Source organism: Agrobacterium tumefaciens (assembly GCF_017726655.1).
GTDB lineage: Bacteria > Pseudomonadota > Alphaproteobacteria > Rhizobiales > Rhizobiaceae > Agrobacterium > Agrobacterium tumefaciens_B.
In genome coordinates this window covers 1,632,500-1,652,425 of sequence record NZ_CP072309.1, presented here as the reverse complement: position 1 = coordinate 1,652,425, position 19,926 = coordinate 1,632,500, and the positions used below count along the sequence as shown (strand labels likewise).

At 59.2% G+C, this 19,926-nt stretch carries 16 protein-coding genes; 5 read left to right on the top strand and 11 right to left on the bottom strand.

Features of this window, described 5'->3' with window-relative positions:
* Nucleotide 1: 1 nt before the first annotated feature.
* From AT6N2_RS21835 to AT6N2_RS21825, 3 genes are read right to left on the bottom strand one after another with little or no spacing between them, the layout of a single operon-like run.
* Nucleotides 2-2,992 (bottom strand): sarcosine oxidase subunit alpha, encoded by a 2,991-nt coding sequence (locus AT6N2_RS21835; protein WP_209091371.1) that lies wholly within the window; start codon nucleotides 2,990-2,992, stop codon nucleotides 2-4.
* Nucleotides 2,989-3,309, bottom strand: coding sequence for a sarcosine oxidase subunit delta (locus AT6N2_RS21830; RefSeq protein WP_063946914.1), 321 nt, complete (start codon nucleotides 3,307-3,309; stop codon nucleotides 2,989-2,991). Before AT6N2_RS21830 ends, AT6N2_RS21835 begins: the two co-directional genes overlap by 4 nt.
* Nucleotides 3,310-3,319: 10 nt before the next feature.
* Nucleotides 3,320-4,573: a sarcosine oxidase subunit beta family protein gene (locus tag AT6N2_RS21825; RefSeq protein WP_063946913.1), complete on the bottom strand. Its 1,254-nt coding sequence runs from the start codon at nucleotides 4,571-4,573 to the stop codon at nucleotides 3,320-3,322.
* 85 nt (nucleotides 4,574-4,658) lie between these two features.
* Here AT6N2_RS21825 and AT6N2_RS21820 point away from each other — a divergent pair, with 85 nt between their 5' ends.
* On the top strand, nucleotides 4,659-5,705 hold the full coding sequence (locus AT6N2_RS21820; RefSeq protein ID WP_063946912.1) for a GlxA family transcriptional regulator: 1,047 nt from the start codon (nucleotides 4,659-4,661) through the stop codon (nucleotides 5,703-5,705).
* A gap of 184 nt (nucleotides 5,706-5,889) precedes the next feature.
* Nucleotides 5,890-6,819 carry an MYG1 family protein gene (locus tag AT6N2_RS21815; RefSeq protein ID WP_209091369.1) on the top strand — a complete coding sequence of 310 codons (930 nt, stop codon included), beginning with the start codon at nucleotides 5,890-5,892 and terminating at the stop codon, nucleotides 6,817-6,819.
* A 40-nt stretch (nucleotides 6,820-6,859) separates the two neighbouring features.
* Here AT6N2_RS21815 and AT6N2_RS21810 read toward each other — a convergent pair whose 3' ends face one another.
* Together AT6N2_RS21810 and AT6N2_RS21805 are read right to left on the bottom strand one after the other, a co-directional pair.
* Nucleotides 6,860-7,540: a DUF2161 domain-containing phosphodiesterase gene (locus AT6N2_RS21810; RefSeq protein ID WP_209091367.1), complete on the bottom strand. Its 681-nt coding sequence runs from the start codon at nucleotides 7,538-7,540 to the stop codon at nucleotides 6,860-6,862.
* Between the two features lie 85 nt (nucleotides 7,541-7,625).
* Entirely contained in the window at nucleotides 7,626-8,909 is a 1,284-nt protein-coding gene (locus tag AT6N2_RS21805; RefSeq protein ID WP_209091365.1) for a cystathionine gamma-synthase family protein, read from the bottom strand.
* 120 nt (nucleotides 8,910-9,029) lie between these two features.
* Here AT6N2_RS21805 and AT6N2_RS21800 point away from each other — a divergent pair, with 120 nt between their 5' ends.
* Nucleotides 9,030-9,488, top strand: coding sequence for an Lrp/AsnC family transcriptional regulator (locus AT6N2_RS21800; RefSeq protein WP_209091363.1), 459 nt, complete (start codon nucleotides 9,030-9,032; stop codon nucleotides 9,486-9,488).
* 67 nt (nucleotides 9,489-9,555) lie between these two features.
* Here AT6N2_RS21800 and AT6N2_RS21795 read toward each other — a convergent pair whose 3' ends face one another.
* A complete protein-coding gene (locus AT6N2_RS21795; RefSeq protein WP_209091361.1) occupies nucleotides 9,556-11,244 on the bottom strand; it encodes a dihydroxyacetone kinase family protein in 1,689 nt (562 codons plus the stop codon).
* A 199-nt stretch (nucleotides 11,245-11,443) separates the two neighbouring features.
* On the opposite strand from AT6N2_RS21795, the gene AT6N2_RS21790 reads away from it, so the two are divergent.
* On the top strand, nucleotides 11,444-11,806 hold the full coding sequence (locus AT6N2_RS21790; RefSeq protein WP_209091952.1) for a hypothetical protein: 363 nt from the start codon (nucleotides 11,444-11,446) through the stop codon (nucleotides 11,804-11,806).
* A 197-nt stretch (nucleotides 11,807-12,003) separates the two neighbouring features.
* On the opposite strand, the gene AT6N2_RS21785 is transcribed toward AT6N2_RS21790, so the two are convergent.
* The 5 genes from AT6N2_RS21785 to AT6N2_RS21765 form a co-directional block, all read right to left on the bottom strand.
* Nucleotides 12,004-13,266, bottom strand: a complete 1,263-nt coding sequence (locus AT6N2_RS21785; protein WP_209091360.1) for a hypothetical protein — start codon at nucleotides 13,264-13,266, stop codon at nucleotides 12,004-12,006.
* Nucleotides 13,267-13,328: 62 nt separating this feature from the next.
* Nucleotides 13,329-15,296 carry a glycosyltransferase family 2 protein gene (locus AT6N2_RS21780; RefSeq protein ID WP_209091359.1) on the bottom strand — a complete coding sequence of 656 codons (1,968 nt, stop codon included), beginning with the start codon at nucleotides 15,294-15,296 and terminating at the stop codon, nucleotides 13,329-13,331.
* A gap of 128 nt (nucleotides 15,297-15,424) precedes the next feature.
* A complete protein-coding gene (locus AT6N2_RS21775; RefSeq protein ID WP_233282566.1) occupies nucleotides 15,425-16,885 on the bottom strand; it encodes an HlyD family efflux transporter periplasmic adaptor subunit in 1,461 nt (486 codons plus the stop codon).
* Nucleotides 16,886-17,243: 358 nt separating this feature from the next.
* Nucleotides 17,244-18,059 (bottom strand): sugar phosphate isomerase/epimerase family protein, encoded by an 816-nt coding sequence (locus AT6N2_RS21770; RefSeq protein WP_209091358.1) that lies wholly within the window; start codon nucleotides 18,057-18,059, stop codon nucleotides 17,244-17,246.
* Nucleotides 18,056-18,790, bottom strand: a complete 735-nt coding sequence (locus AT6N2_RS21765) for a GntR family transcriptional regulator (protein WP_209091357.1) — start codon at nucleotides 18,788-18,790, stop codon at nucleotides 18,056-18,058. Before AT6N2_RS21765 ends, AT6N2_RS21770 begins: the two co-directional genes overlap by 4 nt.
* A gap of 240 nt (nucleotides 18,791-19,030) precedes the next feature.
* Here AT6N2_RS21765 and AT6N2_RS21760 point away from each other — a divergent pair, with 240 nt between their 5' ends.
* Nucleotides 19,031-19,924 (top strand): intradiol ring-cleavage dioxygenase, encoded by an 894-nt coding sequence (locus AT6N2_RS21760; RefSeq protein ID WP_209091356.1) that lies wholly within the window; start codon nucleotides 19,031-19,033, stop codon nucleotides 19,922-19,924.
* Nucleotides 19,925-19,926: the final 2 nt, after the last annotated feature.

Genomic DNA, 19,926 nt, shown 5'->3' with positions numbered 1-19,926 from the left:
TTCAGATTTTCAGGCGGGTGTTTTCGGGATCGACAAAGACCATCCCGGTGATTTTCGCGGCGATCGTACGGTCCAGCATCGGAATATAGACGGTCTCGCCCATCCGCTCATGCCCGCCTTCGACAAGGGCGAGCGCGATCGGCTGGCCAACGGCGTCCGAATGATAGGACGAGGTCACATGCCCCACCATTTTCATCGGGATCGGCTGTTTGGGATCGAAGACGATCTGCGCGCCCTCCTCCAGCTTGGAGCGATCTTCCGTCAGAAGGCCGACGAGATGGCGGCGGCCCTTGGCGACGAGATCGGGACGGGCAAGGCCGCGCTTGCCGACGAAATCGGGCTTTGATTTGCCGACCGCCCATCCCATCGCAGCGTCATAGGGCGTGACCGTGCCGTCGGTATCCTGCCCGACGATGATATAGCCCTTTTCGGCGCGAAGAACGTGCATGGTCTCCGTGCCGTAAGGCGTGATGTCATATTGCCGGCCGGCCTCCCAGAGGATTTCCCACAGCTTGCGGCCGAGAGGTGCCGGCACGTTGATCTCGAAGCCGATCTCGCCGGTGAAGCTGACGCGGAACAGCCGCGCCGGCATGCCGGCGACCGTGCATTCCACGCAGGACATATGCGGGAAGGTCTCTTCCGTCAGCTCGACGCCTTCCACCAGCGGCGAAAGCAGCTTGGCCGCATTCGGACCGTTGAGAGCGATGGTGGACCATTGTTCGGTGGTCGAGGTCAGCCAGACCTTGAGATCGGGCCATTCGGTCTGGAGATAATCCTCCATCATGTTCAGTACGCGGGCGGCGCCGCCTGTCGTGGTGGTGACGTGGAAACGGTCCTCGGTCATGCGGCCAATGACGCCGTCGTCGCGGATGAAGCCGTCGTCGCCGAGCAGCAGGCCGTAGCGGCAGCGGCCGGGCGCGAGCTTCGTCCAGGGATTGGTATACATGCGGTTCATGAACTCGACCGCATCGGGACCGACCACCTCGATCTTGCCGAGCGTCGAGGCGTCGAAAATACCGAGGCTCTGGCGCACCGCCCGGCATTCGCGGCCGACCGCCGCGTCCATGTCTTCGCCGGGCTTCGGAAAATACCAGGCGCGACGCCATTGCCCGACCGGCTCATAGACCGCGCCATGGGCCTCGGCCCAACCGTCGATCTGCGTCTTGCGTGTCACCTCGAAATGCGCGCCACGGTGGTAACCCGCAAAAGCGCCGAAGGTCGTCGGCGTATAGGGCGGACGGAAGGTGGTGAGACCCACGTCCGGCTGGCGCTTGCCCAGAGCCTGTGCCGCGATGTTCAGGCCGTTGATGTTGGACATCTTGCCCTGATCGGTCGCCATGCCGTTGGTCGTATAGCGTTTCACATGCTCGATGGAGCGCATGCCCTCGCGCACGGCAAGCCGCAAGTCCTTGGCCGTCACGTCGTTCTGGTAATCAACGAAGGCCTTGGCCTTGCCGGCGTCGCGGTCGCTCGGCAGTTCCGTGTGGGAGACACCGCTGCCGGGACGATCGTGTTCCACCGCCTGGCTGGAGGCATTGGTGGTCTTGCCAAGCGCCGCGACGATTTCGCGACCGCGCTCCGCGCCGTCCTTTAGCGCGGCCTCGATGCCCCAGAGCCCGCGCCCGGCGCCGGCGATCACGCAATCCTCGTTCGTCATGGCGGGCAGGAAAGTGGTCCGCTCATTATCCCAGGCGAGCTTGCCCTGCGTGTGGGAGAAGAGATGCAGAGACGGCGTCCAGCCGCCCGACATCAGCACGGCGTCGCAGGCAATCTCTTGTCCCGCAGCGACTGTCGAGCCATTCACCGGATTGACGCGGACCGACTTGACGCGCAGCCGTCCCGACGTCGCCGTGACGGTATGCGACAGCCTGACCGGAATGCCGAGCGCGCGCGCCTCGTTCACCAGGTCCTCGCGCACTTTGTCGCGGGTATCGACAATCGCCTGAACGCGGGCGCCGGCACCGTGAAGATCGAAAGCCGCATACCAAGCGCTGTCATGGCTCGTCACCACCACCGGGCGATTGCCGGCCTTGACGCCGTAGCGGTTGAGATAGGTCTGGGCAGCGCCCGCCAGCATCACGCCCGGCCGGTCGTTGCCGTGAAAAATCAGCGGCTTTTCCAGCGCGCCCTGGGCCAGCACCACCTGACGCGCCCGAACGCGCCACAGGCGTTCGCGCGGCACATCCTTCGGCACGGTTTCGAGATGGTCGGTCAGCTTTTCGCAAAGGCCGATCATGTTCTGGTGGTAATAAGCAATGGCGGTGGTGCGCGTCATCACCCTGACGCCGCGATCCTTCAGGGCTTTCAATTCATCCGCCAGCCAGGTCCATGCGGGCTTGCCGTCGATCTTCGCCTGGGGTTCGGACAAGAGCGTGCCGCCGGCTTCGGCATTTTCATCGACCAGCACGACGTTCAGACCATCGACCGCAGCCGCGCGCGCGGCTGCGAGACCGGCGGGACCGGCGCCGACGATCAGCACGTCGCAATGCAGGTTGCGCGATGCGTAGGTATCGGGGTCTTCCTCCTTGGGGGATACGCCGAGACCGGCCGCCGCGCGGATAAACGGCTCATAGACCTTGTTCCAGAAGCTCTTCGGCCACATGAAGGTCTTGTAGTAGAAGCCGGCCGAAAACAGCATATAGGCCATGTCGTTGACGGCGCCGATATCGAATTTCAGGCTCGGATATTTGTTCTGCGAGGTGGTTTCCAGGCCGTTCCAGATTTCCTGCACCGTGGCGCGGGTGTTGGGCTCGAACCGGCCGGCGCCGCGGCGGGTGCCGATCAGCGCATTCGGCTCCTCGGAGCCCGCCGCCACCGGGCCGCGCGGGCGGTGGTATTTGAACGAGCGGCCCATCAGATGCACGCCATTGGCAAGAAGCGCGGAAGCGACGGTGTCGCCCTTGAGGCCGCGATAGGTCTTGCCGTCGAAGGTGAAGCTCACGGAGCTTGAAGCATCCACCCGGCCACGGCCGGAAACGCGATAGGAGTTCATTTCGACACCTCGGAGCTTGCTGGGGCGCGTGTCAGGGAAGACAGTTCGGGGCGCGGCTCGCCCGCGCGATAGGTCGTGAGAAACCGGTCGCTCACCGTGTCGCGCACGGCGTTGAAGAAGCGGCCGCAGCCGTGCAGGTGCCGCCAGCGCTCGAAATGCGGACCCTTGACGTTTTCGCGGATGAAGAGGAATTCCTCCCATTGCTCATCGCTTTGCGACGACGGATCGGCCGGGCGCACGATATGGGCCTGGCCGGCATAGGTAAATTCGGCTTCGGGCAACGTTTCGTTGCAATAGGGGCAGCGGATCAAAAGCATCGTTGTGTCCTCAGTGCGCCACGGCGGCGGCGGCGGCCTCGTCGATCAGGCGGCCGGAGCGGAAGCGTTCCAGCGTGAACGGCGCGTTGATCGGGTGCGGTTCGTTCTTGGCGATGGTCCAGGCGAAGGTGTGGGCGGCACCCGGCGTTGCCTTGAACCCGCCCGTGCCCCAGCCGCAATTGACGTAGAGCCCCGCGACCGGCGTCTTGCCGAGAATGGCCGAGCGATCCGGCGTCACATCGACGATGCCGCCCCATTTGCGCAGCATGCGCATGCGGTTGAAGATCGGGAAGATTTCGACGATGGCGGCGATCGTATGCTCGATCAGCGGCAGGCCGCCGCGCTGCGAATAGGACGTATACTGGTCCGTGCCCGAACCGATCACCAGCTCGCCCTTGTCCGACTGGCTGATATAGGCGTGGACCGCGTTCGACATGACGACGCAGGGGAAGATCGGCTTGATCGGCTCCGACACCAGCGCCTGCAATGGATAGCTTTCGAGCGGCAGGCGCACGCCGGCCGTATCCATGACGACGGAGGTGTGGCCGGCGGCCGAGACCCCGACTTTCTTCGCCTTGATGAAGCCGCGCGCCGTTTCCACACCGGCCACGGAACCGTCGGCATTGCGGCGAATGGCGGTGACCGGGCAGTTCTGGATGATATCGACGCCACGGGCGGCGGCGGCGCGCGCATACCCCCAGGCAACCGCATCGTGGCGCGCCGTGCCGGCCCGTTCCTGAAGCGCGCCGCCCATGACCGGATAGCGCGCATTCGCCGCGATGCTCAACGGCGGGCAATAGTCCTTGCATTCTTGTGGGCTGAGCCAGCGATTGTCGACGCCGTTCAGGCGGTTGGAATGGATATGACGCTTGAAGCTCTGCACGTCGTGAACGTTATGGGCGAGCATCAGCACGCCGCGTTTCGAATACATGACGTTATAGTTCAGTTCCTGGCTCAGGTTCTCCCAGAGATCGACGGCATGGTCGTAAAGACGGGCGCTCTCGTCATAGAGATAGTTGGAACGGATGATGGTCGTGTTGCGGCCGGTATTGCCGCCGCCGAGCCAGCCCTTGTCGATGACGGCGACATTGGTGATGCCGTGCTGGCTGGCCAGATAATAGGCAGCCCCCAGGCCGTGGCCGCCGGCGCCGACGATGATCACGTCATATTCGGCTTTCGGCTGGCTGTCCGGCCATTGTTCTTCCCAATTTTTATTGCCCGTCAGGGCATTCTTCAAAAGACTGAAAGCATTAAAGCGTGTCATGATCGGACCCGACGGTTGGAAAATCTGTTGTCGTAAAAGCTAAGATCATTTGCCATCGCCCGGCTGGACAATCGCGTCTGTTTGCATGAATATTTGCGTCATGAAATCGCACGCCGCAAAAAAACGCCTCAGCGTCGCCTTCCTCCTTGCAGACCGCTTCACGCTGTCGGCCTTTGCAAATTTCGTTGATGTGCTGCGCCTTGCCGCGGACGAAGCAGACCGCTCACGTCCCATCCTGTGCGAATGGTCGGTTCTGTCGGCGACGCTCGGCAGCGTGCAGTCGAGCTGCGGCGTAAAAGTGCAGCCGGATACGCGGCTGATGAACGCAGGGCGCTACGATTACATCGTCGTCGTCGGCGGCTTGATCAGCGACCACAGCGCACTTGCACCTGAAGCCGTTCGCTTTCTCAAGGATCGTGCGAGAGCGGGCGTCCCTATCGTTGGTCTCTGTACCGGTGTCTTCATTCTGCACGAAGCGGGTCTGCTTGACGGTTATCGCTGCTGTGTAAGCTGGTTCCACCGCCAGGATTTTCTGGACCGTTTCGCTACCGTGCAAATGGTCTCGGACCAGATTTTCGTCATCGACCGGGACCGGCTGACCTGCTCCGGCGGCCATGGAGCGGCCCATCTCGCGGCCTTTCTTGTGGAGCGCCATGTCGGCCAGTCCGCCGCCATCAAGAGCCTTAACATCATGATGATCGACAGCGCGCTGAGCGGCGAAAAGCCCCAGCCCGGCCAGCAGAGCGCGCGACAGGCCACCGATCCGCTTGTCAAAAAAGCGATCCTGCGGATGCAACAGAATATCGAGGTTCCGAAAACAGTGCTGGAACTGGCGAGCGATCTCGGCCATGGCCGCCGCAGTCTCGAACGGCGTTTCCTCATCGACCTCAAGGCGACACCGTCAAAAGTTTACCTCGAACTTCGGCTGGACCGCGCGCTTTCTCTTCTGCGTACGACACATGATCCAATCACCCAGATTGCGCTTGCCACCGGGTTCTGCGACGCACCGCATCTTTCCCGCACACTCAAGACCGAGCGCGGCTTTACACCCAGTGAATATCGTAAAACGCAGGTTGGCCACACGGTGGCGGACGAAGAATTCGCTGTTGGGGTGCTGCTGCCTCAAATGTAAGCAGCTTCGGCCATCGCGATTTTGAGGGCGCGTTTTCTCTGCCCTCTTCTACTGAACCACCGCTATCGCACCCTATGTTTTACCGTCGAAGGCATCAATCGCCTGTTGAGGTGGCGTCCGGCAACGGATATCAGGTGCACAAAATCCCTGCGGACGTTCCGCACGCAATAAGGCTTATCCTCCTATGATCCCGGACTTCCTCGTCACCCATTCCGGCGGCTTCCATGCCGACGAACTTCTCTCAAGCGTCGTGCTCACCCGACTCTTCCCGCAGGCCCGCCTTGTCCGCAGCAGGGCAGCCGAGTGGATCACCCCGGCCACGGATCGCATCATCTATGACGTCGGCGGCGCATATGATCCCGAGGCCGGCATCTTCGATCATCATCAGCGCGGCGCCCCGTTGCGCGATGACGGCCAGCCCTTCAGCTCATTCGGCTTGATCTGGAAACATTTTGGCCACGATTTTCTTGCCGCGTTCGGTATTCCTGAAGAACATATCGAAGCAATCCATGCCTCGTTCGACAAGAGCTTCGTGCTGCCGGTCGATCTGGTCGACAATGGCGCGCTCAGCCCCTCGACGGCTGGAGCGCTTGCCGGACTGACCTTGCCTGTTCTTCTGGAAACGCTCAAACCTGTTTTCGACGAAACGGATCCGGAAGCGGACGACCGTTGTTTCCACGCGGCGCTCGCGATTGCGCGTGCTTTCGTCGAAGCCAAGATCGCAAACAGCGCTGCGAAACTGCGGGCCGAAGCGCTTGTGCAGAAAGCGATCGTCGATGCCGGTCAGGGACAGGTTCTGGAACTGCCGATGGGAATGCCATTTCGTCCCGCCATCATCAAGGCCGGCGCCGAGCACCTGCTATTTGTCGTTCACCCACGTCAGAACGACTGGTGCCTGACCGGCATTCGCCGCGCGGATGACGGGTTCGAACTGCGCGCGGACCTTCCGGCGGGCTGGGCGGGCCTGACGGGCAAGGACCTGGAAGCGGTTTGCGGTGTCGAAGGCGCGACCTTCTGCCATAATGGTCGCTTCGTTGCCGCGGCCAGAACCCGTGAGGCGGCGCTTGCCATGGCGGCGATAGCGGTCAGGCAGGCAACCGCCGCAATCTCATAAGACAGCGTCACCTTTTTTGGTGTGGGGGTTCGCCTGGAGCTCAGCGGGTGACAGACGCTGTTGCCGGCTCGCCCTCCTGCGGCCATCGCCGCAATGCGTCTTGTCCCGCCTCTGTCAGGCCATAGACCCCTCTGTCCTGGCGCTCGAACCAGCCATAAACGTTCGAAAGCAGGATCTTGCCGGCATCGGGTACACTCGATCTGACCTCACGAACGCGTAACGGGCCTGAAGCCAGCGCCTGGGCACAGCCCAGCGCCTGTTGACGGTACGCCGTCATGACCGGCGCGCGGGTACTGCCGCCGATTGCCGGATCGCCGCGCCTTTTCTGATGCTCACGCATCAGCCGCGACCGACGTTTTGGATTGGTCCGCGGCATGGGTGAGATTGAACCGACGATCACGCTCACGTCTCCATGATCGGAAACGCCGAGCATGCCGATGCCGAGCCTGCGGCACAGGTCGCGATAGCGCCTGTCGAATTCGCGGCCTTTTCCCCGGGCAGACACCCGAGCCGCAATCCAAACCTCGTCGGCAACCGCCGCACGATCAACAGCCTGCAGGATGAGTTCCAGATTGAAACTCAGCTTCAGTTCACAGATCACGACGACAGGCGGATCATCATCACTGAGGCCCACGAGGTCGCAGCCGCCAACCTCGCCCTTGACGGTGTAGCCAGCCTTTTCGAGAAAGCCCTTGATTGGCAGATAAAGCGACGTTTCCATGGGGCCTGTGCGTTCGGATCAAGTTCCCCCAGTTACATCGATCCGCATATGCTGGACAAGCCTTAAGCAGCTCGCCTGCAAAAGCTCAGGCCTGATCGAGCGCAAGGGTGAGGTCGGCCACGAGATCATCCGGATGTTCGATGCCGATCGACAGCCGGATCGTGGAGTCGAGAACGCCGATGCGCTGGCGGACATCGGCAGGAACGCCCGAGTGGGTCATTGTTGCGGGGTGCGACGCAAGGGACTCTGTGCCACCGAGGCTCACGGCCAGTTTGAATATATTGAGCGCATTGAGAAATCTGAAAGAAGCAGGCTGCCCGCCGACGATATCGAACGAAAAGGTGGAGCCCGCGCCCGAGCACTGTGCGGCGAACACTTTGCCAACCGCGGATGCTGGATCGCTGAATGGCAGGTAATGAATCTTGTCGACCTTCGGATGTCCTTTTAAAAATTCTGCCACAACCCTGGCATTGCTATCGGCGCGTTCCATGCGAATCTGCAGCGTTTCGAGCGATCGCCCGAGCATCCAGCATGAATGTGGATCGAGCTGCGTTCCAATTGCTCCGCGCAATGCCTTTACCTGTTTCATCACATCCTTACGGCCCAATGCCGCACCGGCGATGAGGTCAGAATGACCACCGACATATTTGGTCAGCGAGTAGAGCGAGATGTCGGCGCCATGTTCGATGGGCCGCTGAAAAACAGGCCCGAGAAGCGTATTATCGCAGGCGATGATCGGCCTGTGGCCCTGCCTGTTGGCAATGGTCTCTGCAACCCGGCTCATCATCGCGATGTCAACGATGCTGTTTGTTGGATTGGCCGGGGTTTCGATGAGGATAACCGATACCCTGCCCTTCGCCATCGCCTCTTCAGCAGCGGCCATCACGGAGGCTTCGCTCACGCCATCGGCAAAGCCCACCGCGGAGACGCCAAAATTATGGAACGTTTTCGCCAAGAGCGTCTCCGTGCCACCATAAAGAGGCTGGGAGTGAAGCACGGTGTCGCCCGGCCGGACAAAGGCGAAAAGCGTTGTCGAAATGGCCGACATGCCGGAGGAGAAAAGCGCGCAGCTCTCCGTTCGTTCATAAACGGCGAGGCGATCCTCAACAATCTCGCTGTTGGGGTGATTGAAGCGCGAGTAGACGAGGCCAGCACCCCTGCCCTCTGGCGGTTCCTTGCGCCCGGAGACATAGTCGAAGAAATCACGTCCGTCTTCCGCCGATTTAAAGACGAAGGTCGATGTCAGGAATACGGGTGGCTTGACGGCGCCCTCCGACAATTCCGGATCGTAACCATAGTTCAACATCTGGGTTTCGGGATGCAGAGCGTGGTTGCCGATATGGGTTTTGGACGGGTGCGGCGCGGTCATCGATAATCCCTCGGATATTGTTGAACTCACCGCAGATTACACACATTGTGGCCGAAATACCTTGCATTTTGATGCGCAAAAAGTTTGATAAAAACAATTTGTTGCGGAGAAGTGCCGACTATGTCGCAGAAAATTGCGGACCCCATCGACAACAGAATCCTGAAGGAGTTGTCGGCCGACGCGCGGATCACCAACAACGAACTCGCAGAGCGGGTCGGCCTGTCAGCATCGGCGTGCCTGCGTCGTCTGCGACGCCTGGAGGAGATTGGCGCGATCAAAGGTTATTCCGCCATCATTGATCCTGCGGTCGAGGGATGGACCATGACCGCCCTCGCCTCCATCCGCCTCAGCCGCCAGCACGATGACGAAATCCGCATGTTCGAAGCCGCCGTTCTCGACTGGGATGAGGTTCTCGAGTGTCATCTGGTGACCGGCCCGCGGGATTATATGCTTAAGGTCATGTGCGGCGGACTGGAGGATTACGAGCGCTTCATAAAGGACAAGATTGCGAAGCTGAAATGCGTCGACACCATTGAGACCAGCTTCGTCATGAACACGATCAAGACGCGACGGGTCTAAGTTTGGTTGTGTCCGAGCGGCTTCGATGATGGCGTCCAACTTCAGCCACGTCTGGCCGATGGCTCTTCTAGCCGGGAGTGATTGCTTCTAGCCAGATGCTAACGGCAACGGCTCCCGCATCCTGATGTCCCACAGCCCTCTCTCCAAGATAGCTCGCGCGACCGAGACGCGGCTTCATGGACGCTGTTGCTTCAGCACCCGCGACACCCGCCGCCACTGCCGAGCGCCACGCATCCTCTGAAGATGCGCCGCCGCCAAGTTTTTCCCTGAACGTTTCTGCCGCGGGATACAGCGCGTCAATCATGGTGCGGTCGCCTGGCCCGGCGCCACCGAGTTCAGAGATGGCTGCAACAGCAGCTAGAAATGCGTCGGCCATTTGTTCGGCGGTTGGCTTTTCGATCCCGGCAAGCTGGCGCGAAGCGCGCATCAGGCCGGTGGCGTAGAATGGTCCCGAGCTTCCGCCGATCGCTTTTCGCATCGCGTTTGCCATCGCCATCAATCCATCCGAAACGTCGCTGAAACTCTGCTCCGGAAGTGCAAGAATTGCTTCGGCACCGCGCACCATACTCATCCCCAGGTCGCCATCGCCTGTGATGCTGTCAAGCTCCGTTAGCCTGGGCTCCGCGGCGATCAAAGCGTTAGCCACATGCCGTGAGACTGCATGTAATCGATCTCCGGCTGGGGTTCTTCTTCTTTCAGCGGCCTCGCTCTTTTCAATATTGTGCGACGGCAGCACCCGCTCCCGGTTCACGGCTCCGCCGCGGGGCCACGCGGTGGCCACGGTCGGCGCGTCGATGAGGCTTAGGGTTTCGGCATCGACAGGTATGACTGACAGAGAGAAGCCTGGCATATCCAGCGCCGAAAGGAAGGTGCCTGCCCAGGCCCGCTCGACGGATATGCCGAATGATTCGAGACGCGCCACCGCGGAGCGTGCCACGATCGCAAGTTCCATCGGCGGCGTTGATCCCAATCCGTTGACAAGAAGCGCCACTCGATCCCCGCTTTTAAGCTTACCATCGGCCGTGATGGTATCGAGGACCAGCGTCACTAGCTCGTCCACCGGCGCGAGGGGCATCCTCCGGACGCCCTGCTCGCCGTGAATCCCGAGCCCCACTTCGATTTCCGCCTCCCCGAGCACGAAGCCCGGCTTGCCGACCGCCGGAAGCGTGCAGGAGCCCAGCGCAACTCCCATCGAAGCCAATTTCCCGGCGGCCTCGCGCGCTATACGGGCCACGTCTTCAAGAGGAAGCCCCCTCTCGGCCGCCGCGCCGGCGAGCTTATGGACCAGCACCGTCCCGGCGATGCCACGGCGTCGGTCTGCGGACACCGTATCCCTCAACGCGACGTCGTCTGCGACGACGACGATCTCGACGGGGATACCTTCGGCCCTTGCCAGCTCTGCCGCCAGGCCGAAATTCAGCCTGTCGCCTGTATAGTTCTTGACGATAAGGAGGGCACCGGCAGGCCCTGCCGCGGCCCTGATGCCCGCGAGAACCGCATCGGTGCTGGGCGAGGTAAAAACGTCACCTGCGACCGCAACGGTCAGCATGCCCGCCCCGACATAGCCTGCATGGGCGGGCTCATGTCCGCTGCCGCCACCAGACAGCACCGCCACCTTCCGCTTATCCGGTTCGGGAAGGCCGGACTGAATCACGACGTTCTCATCAGCAAGCAGGATCGTCGCAGGACTAAGGGCTACGACCCCTTCAAGCATCTCCCGCACGACCGTTACTGGATTGTTGATGAGCTTCTTCATGCCTTCTTCCTCCGTGCGGTTCCTCAACCGGGGACGCAAACGCGCGCTGCCGACCGAAAACAAGCACGATCTGAAAGCCGATTTCAAGTTCCCGACGGTCGCGTTAGGGGTACATTTCCGCCATTGCCTCTCGCGACGGACGCGCTATCATGTGGCCACTACCGGACGGCAGCTTTGGGAGGAGCGATACGTGAGACGGATGTGGCCAGACGAATTTGCCTTTCTACTTGATGGTGCTGAAGAGGTCGACCTTCATATTCCACCGGTGGCCAGAGACGATGGTTCGACCGGCAAGGCGACAACCAGGAAAGCCCTGCGCGCCCGGATCAGCCAGGAAAATTTTGAAAAAATCTGGAGCCTTGCCGAAGCCCGCTACAGGCTGGATGGCAAGTTCACGGGCAAGGCTATCACCCTGATCACGAATAATCCCCACTACAAGGAGTGGCACCCCGCAGACGGTGGCGCCGTCGAAGGCGTTGCCGACAGCGGTCATAAATATACGACACGCTATGTTATCGTGCACTTCCTTCTGGATGACGTGAGCGAGCCTGTCGAAGCATAGGTTTTCAACCTTCACCTTTTCCCTGACGGGTTCTCGGACGAGGTTTCCTGCTGTCTGTCAGCCGGAAAAAAGGCGTCGCGCTGCCGCCTGACTGCCCGGATTCCGCGCCAGGCCGGATCGCATGTGAAGTTTTGAGGCCCTGATTGCTGAACCACGGGAGGCAAACAGCAAGCGAAGCGCGAAGACCCGCGACATGCTCACCTGAGCAGAGCGGGTGCAACACCGTTACCCGTAAATGGATTCCAGTCTTTGGCCGCAAGAATGGCCCATGCCGTGGCTCCGATATGCGGCAACCTGAAATACTTGAAGTCAGCGGAGTTGGAGCCCGGACCGATTTTCAGGCCGGTCGTCAGTTCGCGATCTTGGGTCGCATAAACAAGTCTGCTCGGCGAAATATTCGCTTTTATTGTCTCGAGCAGCCTGTCGGCTTTCCCTTTCTGTCCAGCACGCTGAAACGTCAGCGCCGCCTGTGCGGTGCCTTCGAGCCAGACGCCATCGCGATCGTCATTGAAATCGAACCCGCCATTGACGGCGTAGTGCCTATCAACCCAGTTTAAAACCCGCGAGGCGCGGCCCTCAAATTCTGGCACAGCAAGAAGCGGCCAAAGTTCGGAATCGATACCTGACTGGCTGGTGTTTGGTAGATCGCTGCCGGGCAGGCTACCGACGTAGAAGTGCCCTTCCCGCTCGTTCCACATGGCGTCGAGGAACGATCCGGCTTGATCCCGCACGACTTTCCACTGTCTCGTGTCATCGATTGCCGCAAGCCAATTGGCTGCTGCATAAATATCGAGATTATGTTCGGTCGATTTCCAATCCAGTGTGGTTGGCGCGGGCTCCTGACCGAAAGTACCGCCGGCGTAGCCGACACCGCTTTTTCCCCTCGTACTGGTGTCGATCCACCCAACCAGTCTTGCCGCAGCGGCCCGGTAGGTTTGGTCGCCAGATTGTTCATGCGCGGCTAAAAGTGCAAGTGCTGCCCAGGCAACGTTGCCGGTCGCAGTTCCAACCTGATAATCGTCTTCGATCCAGGCATTGAGCCTGGCATTCCAGAACCCGGGCAAAAGCATGGGCTCCTTGATACCTGCTATGGCACCGGAACGATATGCATTGCGGATTCGGCCGTCGCGGTAATGCCTGTCATGATCAACCGCGAGGCGTAAAGCATCGGCAACGCGCAGGGCTTTTGCATCCTGGCGACAGGCAAAAAGCGCGATGGATGCCAGGGCGTTGTCGTAGGTGAAAGCCGCATTCTCCAGGGCCGGGTCAAGTGGCTGTCCAACTTCTCCAGGCTCATAGCTGCGGAAAAGAAAGGGCCCGACCGAGCCGTCCATCCTTGCGGCAAGTCCGGCGCATAACCTTGTGGCAACGACATCTCTAGCAGTTTCGGTCGCGGTGACCGGGTTCGCCGCCACGAGACTGCAAAATAATGAGCCGATGAGGATAGTCTTGTTGGACATGCAGTCTCCCTCAAGCCTTGTCGAGCCTCATGCTATCCAGCCGCTCTAAGGGGACCAGCCCGTCAGCTGAAAGCGCGGGCGAACAACATCCGCATTGATTGCATAAGATCCCCCTGCCCGGCGACGTTCTCAGGAGCGGTCCGGAACAGAAGTCGCAAAACAGCCCTGTGCTGTTCCTCCGTGAGACGCAAATTATATTTGCAAGGCGCCTGGGGCGTGCCGCCGGCCTCCACCTGCAACCAGCCAGCCTCCGGTACGAAAACCGACGCGGCATCAGCGACGCCCAGGGAGGTCTCCGAGAGTGTAACACTTTCGGTCGACAGCCTCGATATACGAACGGGCAGGATTGAGTCGGCGCTGCGGATTTTTCCGGCAATATCGACTTCGATCGGCTCTTCTTTGTCGAAGCGGGGCAACTCGATGCAGCATATGAGGCTGGTGAAAGCAATCACCATCGCGACGGCTGACCAGATGAGGTTCATGCAGTCGCGTGCGGACATTTCCGAAGGAGAATCCCAGCTGTAGACGGCCAGCACAATCGACACGGCCGAGGCCGCCGAAACGAAGGCGAAAAACAATGCCGTGGGCGCATGAACCCGCACATGCGATCTGTCTCCACCCTTTTCCGTCACTTTAAAGGGCCGTCCGAACGGCTTTCGAATAGCTTGAAAAAGGGTGATTGTGATTGGTACCGCCGTCAGGGCATGAGTCACTTCCGTGAAAAGAGGAAGAGTGCGTTTGCCGGAAATCCAGGTGGAATAGGTCCAGAACAGCGCAAGAGAGGACAGCCCCAGCTTCATGAACATCAATTCATCGGCTTGAAGGGCCGAAACGCCGGTAAGCCAGTAGATCGAAGGTGCGAGGAGCAAGCAAAGGATAAAAGGCTTCGACAACCAGCAGAAAAGGCCATGCAGATAATGCAGCCGCTGCGTCAGCGTGAAGTTGCCGCGCCAGAGCGGACCGGTGCGGAGGAGACCGATCTGGATCGTACCGAGACACCAGCGCGTCCGCTGGGTAATATATTCCGGTATACCCTCGGCCGATAAGCCGACACTGAGTTTCTCATTTAGCCAGCGTGTGACATATCCCTGTTCCATCAGCCGATATGTCAATAGCATGTCCTCGGAAAGCGCTTCTGAAGGAAAGCCGCCAAGGTCATTTACGGCAGAGCGACGCACGACGAAGCTGGTGCCGACGCAGAACGCGCAACCAGCCGCGTCTTTCGCCGGTTGGAATACATCGAAGAAAACACGCTGGTCATCGACGAAGCTTTTACCAATGCCCAGGTTGTGTTGGATGGGATCTCTGTTGAAATAAAATTGCGGCGTTTGCACCACCGCCACCTTTGGATCCGAGAAAAGCCCCGTGACGCGTTTGAGAAAATTTGCCTGCGGCGCGAAGTCGGCGTCAAGCACCATGATGAGATCCGACACCTGCGCCAGGGCATTGGTGTGGCGAAGGGCATTGTTCAGATTTCCCGCCTTGGCATGTTTGTTGTCGGGACGGGTGACGTAGTTGACGCCGACCCTGTCGCAATAATCGCGGACCTCCGGTCTGCGCGTATCGTCACAGACGAAAACACGAAGCTTCGGATAATCCATGGCTTGTGCTGCAATGATCGACTTCTCGAGGACGTTTAACGGCTCGTTGTAGGTGCAGATGACGACGTCCACCAAGGGAGCGTCTCCATTTTTTTCGAGTTCGGCCTCCCCACGGTCGGCGATGGCGGACCAGTCCGTTCGCCGGAGCAGGATGAGGATAGAACCGATCGCATAGAGCACCGAAATGAGTTCGAATGTGAAGTATGTATAGTTCCACAAGGCCTCCAGCGAGAATTCCACCGGCGGCAAAGTATCGACGGCTCGCCACACAATGTATGTTCCAAGCGAAAGAAGCATGATGACGCTGAATGCCAGCCTGTCGACGAACCTCTTGCGATCGGCAAGCATGGCGAAAAGGATTGCGCCAAGTGCGATGACAAGGTTGACGTAAAGTATGGACTGGATGTCACCTTCGGAGCTGAAATACATCGAACTAACCTTAACAATGTCCTTCCGCGCTTAGATGCGGACGCAGGCAAGAGCGTAATATGAAAGATGAGGCGCTTGCCCTACGGGCCAATAAACGGGCCCGCAGGGCTCACCCAATCCGTGCGGTGTCAGGATTGAGTTCGCGAGACCGTTTTTGCCGCGCTGGGGCTGGTCGTCGTTTGATGCGGCAGGACCCCTTGTTGAGGCAACCGTTCAGCAATCTGCGGCTGGCGCGCTTGTTTGGCTGGCCTGATGCCCATGTAATCGAAGACCTTGTCGCGCGACGTTTCGATAAGCGACCAGGTAGCCTCGGTGACGCCAGGAAGCTCATCGACGGAGGTATGGGCGAGTTTTAACAGGCTGCTGGATGCCTCATGAACATAGTCCTGCGTCTTTCCGAGCCACTCATTCGGCAGACTTACGCTCACCCATGTTCCGACCGAACAAGCGGTATCACGCGCAAGTTTTTGCTGGTTTGCGCCGTCAACGCGGATGAAAGCGTAGAGCTCGCGCCTTTCTGTCGGCGGAAAAGGCACGGCGTAGTCCAGATCCACCCGTTCCGTCGTGCGCGGCACCAGCCGCTCCACCAGACCATCGGCTTCCTGGTTCCAGCCATCGGCATTAACCTTAACCCGCGAGCCGACGGAGAGGGCCTGCGCCTGACGCTCGGAGAAAATGGCAACCACGAAAGCATTGCGGCAATCCAGCGCTTCCGCGAGCGTATCGCCAGCGACAACCTCGCGTCCGGTTGCCGCGACCGGCTTGTAAAGTGTCGTTCCGGCCGGGATCGCGAGATCTGCGCGGGTAAGACGCTCGATGCGGGCCGCCTCTGCCGAGGCCAGCGTTTCCAGTTCGCTGCGTCTGGTCTCCAACGTCGTCATCTGCATCTGGATCTGCATCAGGTCGGCTGAACGTGTGCGGATTTCCTGCTGGAGATTTTGCAGCGACTGCAGATCAGAGCCGATATAAATTCCTTGGCGGGCAAAGCTCATTTCCTTGTTGAGTTTGTCCACGGCTACCCTGGCCGCCTGCAATTTTACATCTTCAAGCTGTATCGTGTCGGCAATATCATCGCCGATACCGAAATAGACACCCTTCGCTACCAGCTTCTGTTTTCTCGTTGCCTCAGCTTTTGCGATGCGGGTGGAATAGGTCACCATCTGCAAGGCAGCCTCCGCAGCCGCAAGATCGGATTGAGTCCGGATGAGCAGCGCCGCCTGCTGGCTGGAGAGATCCTTGTTCAAATCTTCGATCCGGGACGCATAATCTCCGACAATCGAGTTCTTCTGGCGCATTTCATTATCGAGCGCGGCCAACTGCACCTTCAAGCCGATGAGGGTTGTTTTGTCGACCTTGTCGTTTTCGATGGTTGCCTTGCCTTTATCATCCGATAATTTGACCACGCCACTAATCGGGGTGGTCAAAGGAATGATCGGCGCGTTGATCAGTGCACGACTGGTCTGCGACGTGAACACCGGTGGAAATACAGAAGAAGAAAATACCGTAGCGACGACACCTAGAACAGTATAGGACGCCAGCCTCACAGACGCCCCATTATTTCTTTCCTTGGACTTATTACGGAACAGCATGAATCAACTCCTGTGGTTGTTAAGCAAGCGTTCCTCCCGAAGTATTGAAATCGTGTCGCAAGTTTTTGTGCGGCGCAACATCGTTAAGATTGCATTAATGTATTTTTGACGGATGATAAAACTTTGGGCTTTCGCCTATTTAGTGGACGCAAAAATTCATCCATGAGAACTTATCGGGCAGATTTTCAATCTCTTCATATTAGAAGGTGCGCGTAAAACTTCTCAGCCATGTCGAGACCAAAAAAGCGGCAGAAGTTGAATGCAACCCATGGGCGCAATCGCTTGTTCTTGGAGTCCGGCGCCAAACGGGCATGCAGTCGATGCGCGCGGGAATCGCGTACCCGCAACACCGGCTCCTTTATTGGAAAGACTGCAGAAGTCTTCGAGCCTTGAGATTGAGATTTCGCAGATGATCCTTGGCATCGGAGGTTCCGACCAAGGGCACTTCAACTGAAATGGCTGCCCCATCCCCAACGGCAGCGAGGAGGTCGTGCAAGGGCAGGAGCCCCTCCCCCGGGGCGAGACGGCCCGATCTAGCTTCGTTTATCATTCCTTCAGGTGTCGCCGGTGCAGCACCGGAGACATCGCAGAGCTGCACGTGCCTGACGATGTTGCGATCGATCTCATTGATGTTTCCGCCGTTGCGAAAGAAATGAATGGCGTCGACAAGCACGCCCGCATTGGTCTGGGCACAGTCTTTTATGATGGTAGCGCTTTCGCGATAGGTGCTGACTGTGCGCCAACCCATGTTTTCCAGATCGACGGCCATGCCGTGGCGAGCAGCGACGGTGCAAAAGCTGCCGAGGTTATCGACAAGACGTTGTCGGTCGGCATCATCGCCGCAGGCGGACAGGCGTCTGGCGCCAATGTCCGCCGCCGCAGCGACGATCGCTTCGACAGCGGCCGCATCGAATTGCGGGTCAATAACAAAAAACTCGATGTCGAAGACGCTCATGCCTTCGCTGTCGAGAAGTGCGCGAAATTCCGCTGCGGACTTGCTGCCCTTCGGCAGCTCGTAATAAGGCGCGCCGGGAAAGGCAGGATGCAACCTCAATCCAACCGCATTGAAGCCTGCTTTGGCGGCGCAGCGCACAAACTGTGACGGCGGCAGCGATATTGCGGAAAAATGGGCGACGCCGAGCGCCTTCTGCAGGGTTGGTTTGCTGTCTGTCATCGCACCACCCCCGCGCGGGCAAGATGCTCCAGGAGATTGCTGCCCGTGCGATGAATATGCTGGCGAAGCTTTTCGGTCGCGAAATCGCTGTCCCGGGCGACCGCACCCTGCGCTATCTCGCTGTGTTCTTGATTGACGTTTCTGTCACCGGATGTCTGTGAAAGGAAGGCCCTTCGATAACGATCATTGAGATTAAGCAGGGTGTTGCAGAACTGAAGAAGAAGCGGTTTGCCACATCCCGATATCAAAGCGAGGTGGAAATCGCGATGCACGGTTTCCCAGTACTCCAGAGTCTCGGGCCTTGCTGCATCCCGCTCGGCGCGGTTGAGCTTATGCAGGGCGCGCATGACGTGTCCCTCCCACTCCACATTACCCACCCGGATGGCTTCCTTCAGAGCGAAAACCTCGAGTTCTTCGCGCAGGCTGGTGACTTCCTCCAGATTGGCGAGCGACACAGGCGAGACACGGTAGCCACGATTATCCTCAAACTCGACAAGACCGTCGGATATCAGGCGCGCAAGGCCCTCGCGAAGCGGGCTCAGGCTGACGTTGAAGGATTGTCGCGCCTTGTCGAGATTGATCTTGCTGCCCGCTTCCAGATCACCGGAAATGATCGCTTCGCGTAGCCGCGTGGCAAGCTGGCTGCCGATGGTATTCTTGCCATCGTCCGAAAATCCACCGCTGGCGGTTTGATTGCCCCCTCCGATCGGATCGTTGGCCTGCTGTTTCATGACACCCCGCGTGACAAAACTTGATGATGAGCGGTAGAATAAACGATTATTATTGTCAACGGATTGTAGGAAAATCGCTCGCCACGTTCCCAAAGAGGCGTGATGATGACGAAAATTGCCTTCGTAAGGCCCAGAAATCTCCAACATAGACTAGAAAACCATCCAGCAACCGCTTTCGCTTGATAGACGCTTGACAGATAATCGATTATTTTCGTACTGACTCTGCATTGGGAGGTGCCAATGGTCATCAAAAGCGAAAGCGACATCACGCCTGCGGTCATCGCGGCGATGAATCAGACATCCGATCCACGAATGCGTGAAATTCTGGTGGCGCTGGTCAAGCACCTCCATGCGTTTGTTCGCGAAGTGCGTTTAACGGAGCCAGAGTTCCGCGAGGCAACGGCCATCTTGAACGAAATCGGTCAGTTGCAGACCGATACGCACAATGAGTTCGTTCTGATCTCGGGCTCCCTTGGCGTATCCTCTCTCGTCTGTCTGTTGAACAATGGTGATAACGGCCAGACGGAGACATCGCAGTCGCTGCTCGGCCCCTTCTGGCGCCTCAACTCCCCGCGGGTAGAAAATGGCGGAACGATCATCCGCTCCAGTACTCCGGGAGATCCGCTCTTCGTTCGCGCCCGCGTCATTGATCGGCACGGCAATCCGATTTCAGGTGCGGAGGTCGATGTCTGGCATGCTTCTCCTGTCGGTCTCTATGAAAACCAGGACCCTGATCAGGCAGAAATGAACCTGCGCGGAAAATTCACCACGGACGAGGATGGCCGTTTCTGGTTCCGGACCGTGAAAATGGTCGGTTATCCTATCCCCGTCGACGGCGTCGTCGGGCGGATGCTCAAGGCGCAGGGTCGACATCCGTATAGGCCGGCCCACCTGCACGCACTCATATTCAAATCGGGCTTCAAGACATTGATCTCGCAGGTTTTCGACCCGAGCGATCCCCATATTGATTCCGATGTGCAGTTCGGCGTGACGGCCGCCCTCACGGGAGATTTCATTCGCCATGATGAGCCCCACCCCAGCGACAAGGATGTTGTGGGACCGTGGTTCTCGCTTGATTACACCTACACCATGGAGCCGGGCGAAGCCGTTCTGCCGCGCCCGCCGATCAAATAATT

What these genes read in the sequence shown, in the direction of transcription:
- AT6N2_RS21815 (WP_209091369.1), top strand. Translation starts at nt 5,890, where the DNA reads ATGATCCCGGACTTCCTCGTCACCCATTCCGGCGGCTTCCATGCCGAC.
- AT6N2_RS21825 (WP_063946913.1), bottom strand. Translation starts at nt 4,573, where the DNA reads ATGACACGCTTTAATGCTTTCAGTCTTTTGAAGAATGCCCTGACGGGC.
- AT6N2_RS21785 (WP_209091360.1), bottom strand. Translation starts at nt 13,266, where the DNA reads ATGTCCAACAAGACTATCCTCATCGGCTCATTATTTTGCAGTCTCGTG.
- AT6N2_RS21805 (WP_209091365.1), bottom strand. Translation starts at nt 8,909, where the DNA reads ATGACCGCGCCGCACCCGTCCAAAACCCATATCGGCAACCACGCTCTG.
- AT6N2_RS21760 (WP_209091356.1), top strand. Translation starts at nt 19,031, where the DNA reads ATGGTCATCAAAAGCGAAAGCGACATCACGCCTGCGGTCATCGCGGCG.
- AT6N2_RS21800 (WP_209091363.1), top strand. Translation starts at nt 9,030, where the DNA reads ATGTCGCAGAAAATTGCGGACCCCATCGACAACAGAATCCTGAAGGAG.
- AT6N2_RS21765 (WP_209091357.1), bottom strand. Translation starts at nt 18,790, where the DNA reads ATGAAACAGCAGGCCAACGATCCGATCGGAGGGGGCAATCAAACCGCC.
- AT6N2_RS21810 (WP_209091367.1), bottom strand. Translation starts at nt 7,540, where the DNA reads ATGGAAACGTCGCTTTATCTGCCAATCAAGGGCTTTCTCGAAAAGGCT.
- AT6N2_RS21770 (WP_209091358.1), bottom strand. Translation starts at nt 18,059, where the DNA reads ATGACAGACAGCAAACCAACCCTGCAGAAGGCGCTCGGCGTCGCCCAT.
- AT6N2_RS21820 (WP_063946912.1), top strand. Translation starts at nt 4,659, where the DNA reads ATGAATATTTGCGTCATGAAATCGCACGCCGCAAAAAAACGCCTCAGC.
- AT6N2_RS21795 (WP_209091361.1), bottom strand. Translation starts at nt 11,244, where the DNA reads ATGAAGAAGCTCATCAACAATCCAGTAACGGTCGTGCGGGAGATGCTT.
- AT6N2_RS21790 (WP_209091952.1), top strand. Translation starts at nt 11,444, where the DNA reads ATGTGGCCAGACGAATTTGCCTTTCTACTTGATGGTGCTGAAGAGGTC.
- AT6N2_RS21775 (WP_233282566.1), bottom strand. Translation starts at nt 16,885, where the DNA reads ATGCTGTTCCGTAATAAGTCCAAGGAAAGAAATAATGGGGCGTCTGTG.
- AT6N2_RS21835 (WP_209091371.1), bottom strand. Translation starts at nt 2,992, where the DNA reads ATGAACTCCTATCGCGTTTCCGGCCGTGGCCGGGTGGATGCTTCAAGC.
- AT6N2_RS21830 (WP_063946914.1), bottom strand. Translation starts at nt 3,309, where the DNA reads ATGCTTTTGATCCGCTGCCCCTATTGCAACGAAACGTTGCCCGAAGCC.
- AT6N2_RS21780 (WP_209091359.1), bottom strand. Translation starts at nt 15,296, where the DNA reads ATGTATTTCAGCTCCGAAGGTGACATCCAGTCCATACTTTACGTCAAC.